A 9081-nucleotide genomic window follows, 5' to 3' on the forward strand; every position below is an offset into this window, starting at 1 on the left:
AAGGCTTCGACCTGCTCGTCCGTGATCTTCCGCGGCGCCCCCGACCGCGGCCGGTCCACCAGGCCCTCCAGCCGGTCCGCGGCGAACCGGGAACGCCACTTACGCACCGTCTCCCGCGAGATGCCCAGGTCATCCGCGACTCGCGCGTTCGACCGGCCGTCCGCGCACGCCAGCACGATCCTCGCCCGCAGTACGAGTGCCTGAGACGCGGTCTGCTTGCGCAACCAGCCCCGCAGCACCCGGCGTTCGTGACCGGACAGCTCCAGAGGCAAGGGCTTCGGACCAGGCATCACCCCACCCTACAACCGCAAACGAACTAACGACTCAGGACACTAGGAGTGTTAGGGGCAGGTTAGGGGCACCGGCCCGCTCACCCGCTCTCTAGCCTGATGGCTCTCGGCGCGACGCATGGCACCGGGCAGGGAAAAGGGGGTTGTATGGCGCCTCAGCCGGTCAAGAAAGGCACCATCGCATTCGGTGACTTCCGCACGTGGTATCGCGTGACGGGCAGACTTCACACGGGCCGGCCGCCCGTGGTCGTGGTGCACGGAGGTCCTGGAAGCACCCACGACTATCTGCTCGCGGTGTCCGCCCTCGCCGACGAGGGATGGCCGGTCGTGCACTACGACCAACTGGGGAACGGCGGATCCACCCATCTCCCCGACCGCCCCGCGGAATTCTGGTCCGTGCAGCTCTTTCTGGACGAGTTGAGAAACCTCCTGGAAAGTCTCCGCATAGCGGACGACTACATTCTCTTCGGTCAGTCGTGGGGCGGAATGCTGTCCGCGTTGCACGCCTCCGCCCGGCCGGCGGGGCTGCGCGGCCTCGTCATCGCGAACTCACCCGCCTCGATGCCGCTGTGGCTACAGGAGATGCGGGTGCTCCGCTCCCGGCTGCCTGCCGAGGTCCAGCAGACGCTGATCCGCCACGAGACGGCCCGGACCACCGACACGGAAGAGTACTTCGAGGCCATGAAGGTGTTCTACGAGCGGTATGTCTGCCGTATCACCCCATGGCCGCGCGACTACCTCGCCTCGTTCATGGAGATCTACAACGACCCGACGGTCTACCACACGATGAACGGGCCGAGCGAGTTCCACGTCATCGGAACCCTGAAGGACTGGTCCGTCATCGACGACGTCTCCCGGATCACGGCTCCCACGCTCCTCCTATCCGGGCGTCACGACGAGGCGACACCGGCCACCGTGCAGCCCTTCCACGACCGTATTCCGAACGTGCGGTGGGAGGTGTTCGAGGAGTCCAGCCACGTGCCGCACCTGGAGGAGCCCGAGCGTTTCCGTACGGTCATGAGCGCGTTCCTCAAGAGCCTCGCCCCGCATGAGAACGCCACGTGGTGAGGGAGAACAGGATGAACGAGATGGACAAGATGAACGAGAGCAGTGAGACCACTGGACGACGGGGTACCGCGATCGTCTTTCCCGGCATGGGGCCGGCCTCGTTCGCCGAGAGCGGGCGGTTCATGGTGGGCAACGCGGTCGCCCGGCGGATGGTGGCGGTCGCCGACCGGGCGCTCGGCTACTCGCTGGTGGACCGGCTCGGGGAGTCCACGGACGACTACAGCGAGGCGGCTCAGGTCGCCTTCATGGTGAACTGCCTGGCGCTGGCCGAATGGGCCGGGGAGACGATCGGGTGCGCTCCCGATGTGTGCGCCGGACCCAGTTTCGGCGCCAAGGCCGCCACCGCGTACACGGGTTCGCTGCCCGTCGCGGACGCGGTGCGGATGACGGCGCGGATGGCCCGGTGCGTGGCCGAGTACTTCCGGGACGAACACTCCGACGTGGTCACCCACTCCTTCACCCGCGCTCCCGAGGAGACGCTCCGCGAGCTGCTGGACGAGCTGACGGCGCAGGGCGAGTGGCACGAAGTGTCCTGCTACATCGACGACGGTTTCTACATGCTTTCGCTGCGGGAGCGGAATCTCGACTGGCTGGAGCGAAGGCTGCGCAACATCGGCGCGCTGTCGCTGTACACCATGCGTCCGCCCATGCACGCGAGTGTCTTCGGTCCGCTGCGCCGGAAGGTCGAGGACGAGGTAGTGGGCGCGCTGGACTTCACGACGCCGAAACTGCCGGTGGTCTCCGATCAGGACGGTTCGGTCGTCACGTCGGCGGAGGGAATGCGGGCGCTGCTCCTGGACGGCATCGTGAAGCCGCTGCGCTGGACCGATGTGGTGGCGACGATGCGGGACATGGGCGTGGCCCGGGTGTACGTGTCGGGGGCGGACAGTCTGTTCGGGCGGGTGGGGATCACCACGCGGAACTTCGAGGTGGTGCCCGTCAATCCGCGGCTCGCCATGCAGCCGCGTCGCCGCGTGTCGACGTGACCGTGCTCCCTCCTCGGTGATTCCGGAGAGGAGGGAGCACGGTCCACCGGTCCGCCGCGGGCCCCGTCCTTCTCAGACGGCCGGCGTGCGCATCGCGTCGAGAGCCGTCCAGAGCGAACCCGGGTTCTCGAAGGTCTCGGCGTTCAGCGCCTCGTCACGGAATCGCACGTCGTAGGCGCTCTCCAGTTCTCCGAGAAGTTCGACCTTTCCCAGCGAGTCCAGCCCGAGGTCCGTCAGCGACGTCTCCGCGGCGAGCCCTTCATCCGGCGAAAAGAAGGGAAGATAACGGCGCAGAATTGTCTCGAAAGGGGCATCCCACATGACATCTCCAGTCATTCCCGGAATGATCCGAATCGATATTTCGGATCTATTTTCCGGCTGGTTTCATTTCAGGCTAGGAACCCCTTCCGCATACGTCAACAGTGATTTTGAAAATTTGTTCTCGACCGAACTCGGGAGGAAATATGGGCGGATTGGACGGTCCGGCACTCCACGCGCGATTCCTGCGCGGTCTGCACACCTCGCCGGGCCGCGAGGCGGTCCGGGTGGGGTCCGATGCGATCACCTACGAGGCGGCCCACCGGACCGCGCTGCGCTGGGCCGGTGCGATCGTCGCCGCCGCCCCCGGGCAGCCCCGGGCCGTGGGCGTGCTGGCCGCCAAGGGGATACCGGCCTGCACCGGGATCCTGGCGGCCCTCTACTCCGGCAGTACCGTCGTGCCGCTGCGCCCGGACTTCCCGGTGGCCCGCACCCGGCAGATGCTCGACGCGACGGGCCTGACGGCGCTCCTCGTCGATGAGCAGAGCCGTCGGCTGCTGCCGGAACTCGTCGCGGGCCAACCGGACTTGACGGTGCTGACACCGGGGCGCGCGGTCGGCGTCGAGCCGGTCCGAACGGTACCGCTGGACGGCGTACGGGCCTTGGACGCGCCGCTTCCCGTGTCGCCCGCCGACACCGCGTACGTGCTCTTCACCTCGGGGTCCACCGGCCGCCCCAAAAGCGTCCCGATCTCCCACGGCAGTACCCGTCACTACTTCGAACTCCTCGACGCGCGCTACGACTTCACCGCTCAGGACGTGTTCTCGCAGACGTTCGACCTCAACTTCGACTGCGCGCTGTTCGATCTGTTCTGCGCCTGGGGCGCGGGGGCGACCGCGCTCGCCGTACCGCTCCAGGCCTATCGCGACCTGCCCGGGTTCGTCGCGGCGAGCGGGATGTCGGTGTGGTTCTCCACGCCGAGCAGCATCTCCCTGGTCCGTCGGACGGGCGGGCTGGGCGAGGCGGCGATGCCCGGCCTGCGCTGGAGTTTCTTCGCCGGGGAGGCGCTGCGCTGCGCGGACGCCGCCGACTGGCAGCGGGCGGCTCCCCGTTCCGTCGTGGAGAACCTGTACGGGCCGACCGAGCTGACCGTCACGGTCGCCGCCCACCGCTGGTCCGCCGAGCGGACGCCGGCGCTGGCCGTCAACGGGGTCGTCCCCATCGGCGCGATCCACGAAGGGCACCCGCATCTGCTCCTGGACGAGGACGGGGAGGAGTCCCGCACCGAGGGCGAACTGTGCGTCGCGGGGCCGCAGACGACCGCGGGGTACCTCGATCCCGGGGACGACGACGGGCGGTTCCTGGAGCGGTCCGGCCGCCGCTGGTACCGGACCGGCGACCGCGTGCGGCGCGTCCACGGCGGTGAACTCGCCTACCTGGGCCGGTTGGACGGACAGGTCCAGATACAGGGCTGGCGGGTCGAACTGGCCGAGATCGACCACGCCTTGAGGGGCTGTGCGGGCGTGGCCGAGGCGGTGACCGTCACCGCGCGGGCCGACGGACGGGACGAACTCGTCGTCTTCTACACAGGTGTTCCGGTACCGCCCGGCCAACTCGCCAAGGACCTCACGCGAGTTCTGCCGCAGGGGCTGGTGCCCAGGCACTACCGGCATCTGACGGACATCCCGCTGAATTCCAACCGGAAGACAGACAGGCCGACGCTGCGCTCCCTGGCCGCGGAACTGATCGGGTCGCGTGAACAAGGAACACGGTAAGAAGCCCGGCGCGAATAGGGGGTACAGGGGGCGCGCCCTGGGGTGTCTCGAGACTTCGACGCTCCATAGCCTCCAGTAGGGAACCGTCTTCCGATAAAGGGGAGAAAGATATTGGACAGCGGGTTTGTTCACAGCTTCCTGGACGACGCCGCTTCGGCAGTGCCGGAATCCAGTGCGATCCGAGATTCGACAGGGGTCTGGAACTACTCTCAACTCGACCGGCACAGCCATGACTTCGCCCGTTGGCTGGAGAAACAGGGCGTACGGCACGGCGACCGTGTCCTCACCCAACTGCCCACCACCCGCGAACTCGCGGCGATTTTCTACGGGACTTCCCGCCGGGGCGCGGTCTTCGTACCGGTCAACGCGGCGATGAAGAGGTACCACCTGGAAGCCGTGCTGGAGAACTCCGAGCCCCGGCTGATCATCGTGGCCGACCAACTCGTGGACGACATGCGGGAGATCACCCGGGTGCCGGTCCACGGCATCGCAGAGGTGTGGAACGACCTGCGGACCGCGCCCCGACAAACGACCAGCGCCGATCCCACCACCCCCGCCATCCCTGCCACTTCGACCACCCCAGCCACCGCAACCACTCCAGCCACCCGGCCCGCCCCGGGCGACGTGGCCGTGCTGGTCTACACCTCGGGAAGTACCGCCGCCCCCAAGGCAGTTGTGTGCCCGCACGCCCAGATGGTCTTCGCCACCCGGGCCATCGCGGCGGAGATCGAGTACCGGCCGGACGACGTGATCTTCTGCCGGTTCCCGATCTCCTGGGACTACGGCCTCTACAAGGTGCTGCTGGCCTGTCTGGGCCGGTCGGAACTCGTCCTGGCCGACGGTGAGTCGGACCTCGTCCTGCTGCGGCGCATCCGGGAGACCGGCGCGACGGTGGTCCCGATCGTGCCGTCCCTGGCCGCCATGATCACCGCGTTGGCGAAGCGGGACACCGAACCCGCGCCGCGCGTACGGATGTTCACCAACACCGGTGCCGCGTTGTCCCCCGCCACCGTCGGGGCGCTGCGCGCCGCGTTCCCCGGCGCGCAGGTGATCCGGCAGTTCGGGCAGACCGAGTGCAAGCGGATATCCGTCCTGCCGCCGGAGATGGAGCGGGAGAAGCCCGATTCGGTCGGCCGGCCGCTGCCCGGCACCCGCGTGCTCATCCTGGACGAGGACGGGGTGCCCGTGCCGACCGGGCAGACCGGCGAGATCGTGGTGACGGGACCGCATGTCATGCCGGGTTACTGGCGCGCACCGGAGCTGACGCGACGCACGTTCCGGCGCGACGGCGAGGACGGGCAACCACGCCTGCACACCGGTGACTACGGCCGCCTCGACGACGACGGCTACCTCTATTACGAGGGCCGGCGCGACGACATGTTCAAGCGCAAGGGAATCCGGATGAGCACGATCGAGATAGAGGCCGCTGCGACGGACATTCCGGGAGTGCGGGCCGCCGCCGTGCTGCCCCCCGCCGACGGCCGGGATCTCACGCTGTTCGCGGAGACCGAACTCCCGCCCCACACCGTGCTGCGGGAGCTGGCGAAGCGGCTGGAGGCGCAGAAGGTGCCGGCCGTGTGCCGCACGGTCGCCGAGATGCCGCTGACCCCGCACGGCAAGAACGCGAAGCAGGAACTGGCACTGCTCGTCGACGGGAGCGCGCGGTGAGCCTCGCCGAGGAACTGGCAGCCGTCTACGGAACTCCCCTCTACGTCTACGACCTTGACGAAGTGGCCGCCGCCCGGCGTGCTCTGTTCGACGCGCTCCCCGAGGAGTTCGGGGTGTTCTACGCCTTCAAGGCCAACCCGCATCCGGAGATCGCCCGTACCCTGCGCGAGGACGACGCCCGCGCCTGCGGTGCCGAGATCAGCTCCACCGGGGAACTGACCGCGGCGCTCACCGCCGGTTACCGAGGGGCCGAGATCCTCTACACCGGGCCGGGCAAGACGACGGCCGAGGTGGCCGCCGCGATCGGCCAGGGCGTGCGGAAGTTCTCGGTCGAATCCCTCTCCGACCTGCGCCGCGTCGGCTCCGTGGCCGTCGGCCGGGGCGTGGTCGTGGACTGCCTGCTCAGGGTGAACAGCGCGTCCGCGAGCGCGACGACCAGTATCAGGATGACCGGCACCCCGTCCCAGTTCGGCATCGACAGCGAGACGCTGGCCGAGCTGGCGCCGCGGTTGACGAGCGTCCCGGGCACGCGGATCGCCGGCGCCCACCTCTTCCCGCTGAGCAACGCGAAGGACGAGGAGAGCCTGATCGCCGAGTTCCGGCACACCATCGAGGTGGCCGCCCGGGTGCAGCGGGACGTCGGATGCGCGTTCCGGTTCCTCGACATCGGGGGCGGCTTCGCCATGCCGTACGCGGTGCCGGGCGAGCGGCCCGGGTACGGGAAGCTGCGGGCGGAACTCACCGCGGCGCTCGACGTGCACTTTCCCGATCGGCGCGCGAACGGCCTTCGGGTCTTCTGCGAGTCGGGGCGCTATCTGGTGGGCGGCTGCGGCGAGTTGGTGGCCTCGGTGGTCAACGTCAAGGAGAGCCGCGGGCGGAAGTTCGTCATCCTCGACGCGGGGATCAACACCTTCGGCGGCATGTCGGGGCTGGGCCGGCTGCTCCCGGTGGCGGTCCGGCCCCGGGAGGGCGCGGAGCCGGGTGACACGGAGTCGGCCAGCCTCGTCGGGCCCCTGTGCACGCCGGGGGACCTCCTCGGCAGGGAGATCAGCCTGCCCCGACTGGCGAGCGGTGACCTCGTCACCATCCCGAACGCGGGCGCGTACGGGGTCACCGCGAGCCTGCTGATGTTCCTCGGCCGGCCCGCCCCGACCGAGGTCGCCGTGCGCGGCGGCGAGGTGGTGTCGGTGTCCCGGCTGGAGCACCATCGCGTCCACGGGGAAGTCCGGTGAACCTACCGGTTCCGGGGAACCGGGAGCTCGTCGTCGTCAGTGGCCTGTCCTCCGACTCGCACACCTGGAACCTCGTCTTTCTCCAGCTTTTGATCGAGGAACTCGGTCATGAGGTGGTCAATCTGGGGCCCTGTGTTCCCGACGGGCTTCTCGTCTCCGAATGCCGACGCCTCTCTCCGGGGCTGGTGGTCATCAGCAGTGTCAACGGCCACGGCTATCAGGACGGAATGCGTCTCATCGAGAGGATGCGCGATTCCGAAGAGCTGTCCGGCATTCCGGTGGTGATCGGCGGAAAGCTCGGCACCGGCGGACGGCGGAACGCCCGATACGTGGATCCCCTGGTCGCGGCCGGCTACACCGCCGTATTCGAGGAAGGGGCGGCCGGACTGGAGGAGTTCCGTCGCTTCGCGGGGGCGCTGCCGAAAAGGCGCGCGGTCTCGTGAGCGGTGACGGCCGGCGGGCCGGGCCGCCCCTCTCACGGGTGGGTTCTCGGGTGTCGCGTGCCGCGGTCGACTTCGGCCGGTTCGTGCGCACGGCGCGGCAGGCCGGGGCGCTGGTCGTCCAGCCGCGCATGGGCTTCGGCGGGCCCGCCGAGATGCGCGCGGGCCTCACGGCCACGAGGAACGCCGCCGCGACGACCGCCGGGACCATCACCCTCGACAGCTACACCCGGGTCGGTGATCTGCGCGCCGTGGAGGCCGCGTTGCGCGACGGGGCGGATCTGAACGGCTATCCGATCGTCAGCCATCCCGACGCCGTCACCGGGCGCGTCCTCGCCGGGCTGGTCGGCGACGACTTCCCCGTGCAGGTACGCCACGGTTCGGCGAACCCGGTGGACATCTTCCGGGCGCTGCTGCGGGTCGGTCTCTCGGCGACCGAGGGCGGCCCGGTCTCGTACTGCCTGCCGTACGGCCGGACCCCGTTGGAGACGTCCGTCAGGAACTGGGACCGCGCCTGCGAGATCCTCTGCCGGGCCCGGGAGTCCGGAGTGGAACCGCATCTGGAGACCTTCGGCGGCTGCATGCTCGGCCAACTGTGCCCGCCCGGCCTGCTGGTGGCGATCAGCCTGCTGGAAGCCCTGTTCTTCCACCGCCACGGTCTGCGCGACCTGTCCGTCAGCTACGCCCAGCAGACCAACGCCGCGCAGGACCAGGAGGCGGTGCTCGCGCTGCGCCGACTGTGCGCGGAGTTCCTTCCGGACACGCGGTGGCACGTGGTGATCTACACGTACATGGGGATGTATCCCGCTTCCCGCGAAGGGGCGTATCAACTGCTCGGGCAGGCCGCCGAGTTGGCGGTCGCCACCGGTTCGGAGCGGCTGATCGTGAAGACGGAGGCCGAGGCCAGCAGGATTCCCACCATCGCGGAGAACGTGGCCGCACTGGAGTACGCGGCCGGCGCGGCGCGGCGCGCGCGACCGATTCTCATATCCGGTGACTTCGCCGAGGATTCACAGGTGTACGCCGAGGCGCGCACCCTCGTCGAAGCCGTTCTCAACCTTCACGACGACATGGGGAAAGCACTGCTCATCGCCTTCAGGAGAGGGTTTCTCGATATTCCATACTGCGTCCATCCGGACAACATGGGACGGACGCGGAGTTATATCGATCAGCGTGGGCGGCTCCGCTGGGGAAACATCGGCCTGCTGCCGCTCAGGGACGTCGTGGACACGAGTTACGCGCACGCTCTTTCCTCGGCCGAACTCCTGAGATCGCTCTCCTATGTACGAAGGAAATTCGACGAGGGTGGCTCGGCCGACCCCATTTCTGCCCAGGGAGTGCACAGATGAGCGAGTTCAACGATT

The 9081-nt window shown here is 68.7% G+C and carries 9 protein-coding genes; 7 read left to right on the forward strand and 2 right to left on the reverse strand.

What is annotated here, in order from left to right:
* Window positions 1-290, reverse strand: a 290-nt coding sequence (locus tag BMZ82_RS18535) for a helix-turn-helix domain-containing protein (RefSeq protein WP_143098838.1), incomplete at its 3' end; no start/stop codon positions are given.
* 147 nt (window positions 291-437) lie between these two features.
* Between BMZ82_RS18535 and BMZ82_RS18540 the strand changes: the two genes are divergently transcribed.
* Together BMZ82_RS18540 and BMZ82_RS18545 are read left to right on the forward strand one after the other, a co-directional pair.
* The gene (locus BMZ82_RS18540) at window positions 438-1358 is read left to right on the forward strand and encodes a proline iminopeptidase-family hydrolase (protein ID WP_093777141.1); all 921 of its coding nucleotides are present in this window, start codon (window positions 438-440) and stop codon (window positions 1356-1358) included.
* Between the two features lie 20 nt (window positions 1359-1378).
* The gene (locus tag BMZ82_RS18545; protein ID WP_218159036.1) at window positions 1379-2344 is read left to right on the forward strand and encodes an ACP S-malonyltransferase; all 966 of its coding nucleotides are present in this window, start codon (window positions 1379-1381) and stop codon (window positions 2342-2344) included.
* Between the two features lie 72 nt (window positions 2345-2416).
* On the opposite strand, the gene BMZ82_RS18550 is transcribed toward BMZ82_RS18545, so the two are convergent.
* Window positions 2417-2680, reverse strand: a complete 264-nt coding sequence (locus BMZ82_RS18550; protein ID WP_371271255.1) for a phosphopantetheine-binding protein — start codon at window positions 2678-2680, stop codon at window positions 2417-2419.
* Window positions 2681-2808: 128 nt separating this feature from the next.
* Between BMZ82_RS18550 and BMZ82_RS18555 the strand changes: the two genes are divergently transcribed.
* The 5 genes from BMZ82_RS18555 to BMZ82_RS18575 all read left to right on the forward strand — a co-directional run bounded on the left by BMZ82_RS18555 (window position 2809) and on the right by BMZ82_RS18575 (window position 9066).
* Window positions 2809-4377, forward strand: coding sequence for an AMP-binding protein (locus BMZ82_RS18555; protein ID WP_093777145.1), 1569 nt, complete (start codon window positions 2809-2811; stop codon window positions 4375-4377).
* 111 nt (window positions 4378-4488) lie between these two features.
* A complete protein-coding gene (locus BMZ82_RS18560) occupies window positions 4489-6045 on the forward strand; it encodes an AMP-binding protein (RefSeq protein ID WP_371271257.1) in 1557 nt (518 codons plus the stop codon).
* Window positions 6042-7277 carry a type III PLP-dependent enzyme domain-containing protein gene (locus BMZ82_RS18565; RefSeq protein WP_093777149.1) on the forward strand — a complete coding sequence of 412 codons (1236 nt, stop codon included), beginning with the start codon at window positions 6042-6044 and terminating at the stop codon, window positions 7275-7277. Before BMZ82_RS18560 ends, BMZ82_RS18565 begins: the two co-directional genes overlap by 4 nt.
* Window positions 7274-7720, forward strand: coding sequence for a cobalamin B12-binding domain-containing protein (locus BMZ82_RS18570; protein WP_093777151.1), 447 nt, complete (start codon window positions 7274-7276; stop codon window positions 7718-7720). The genes BMZ82_RS18565 and BMZ82_RS18570 overlap by 4 nt, the downstream gene beginning before the upstream one ends.
* 50 nt (window positions 7721-7770) lie before the next feature.
* Entirely contained in the window at window positions 7771-9066 is a 1296-nt protein-coding gene (locus BMZ82_RS18575; protein ID WP_093777153.1) for a methylaspartate mutase, read from the forward strand.
* Window positions 9067-9081: the final 15 nt, after the last annotated feature.

The organism is Streptomyces sp. yr375 (genome assembly GCF_900110755.1).
GTDB lineage: Bacteria > Actinomycetota > Actinomycetes > Streptomycetales > Streptomycetaceae > Streptomyces.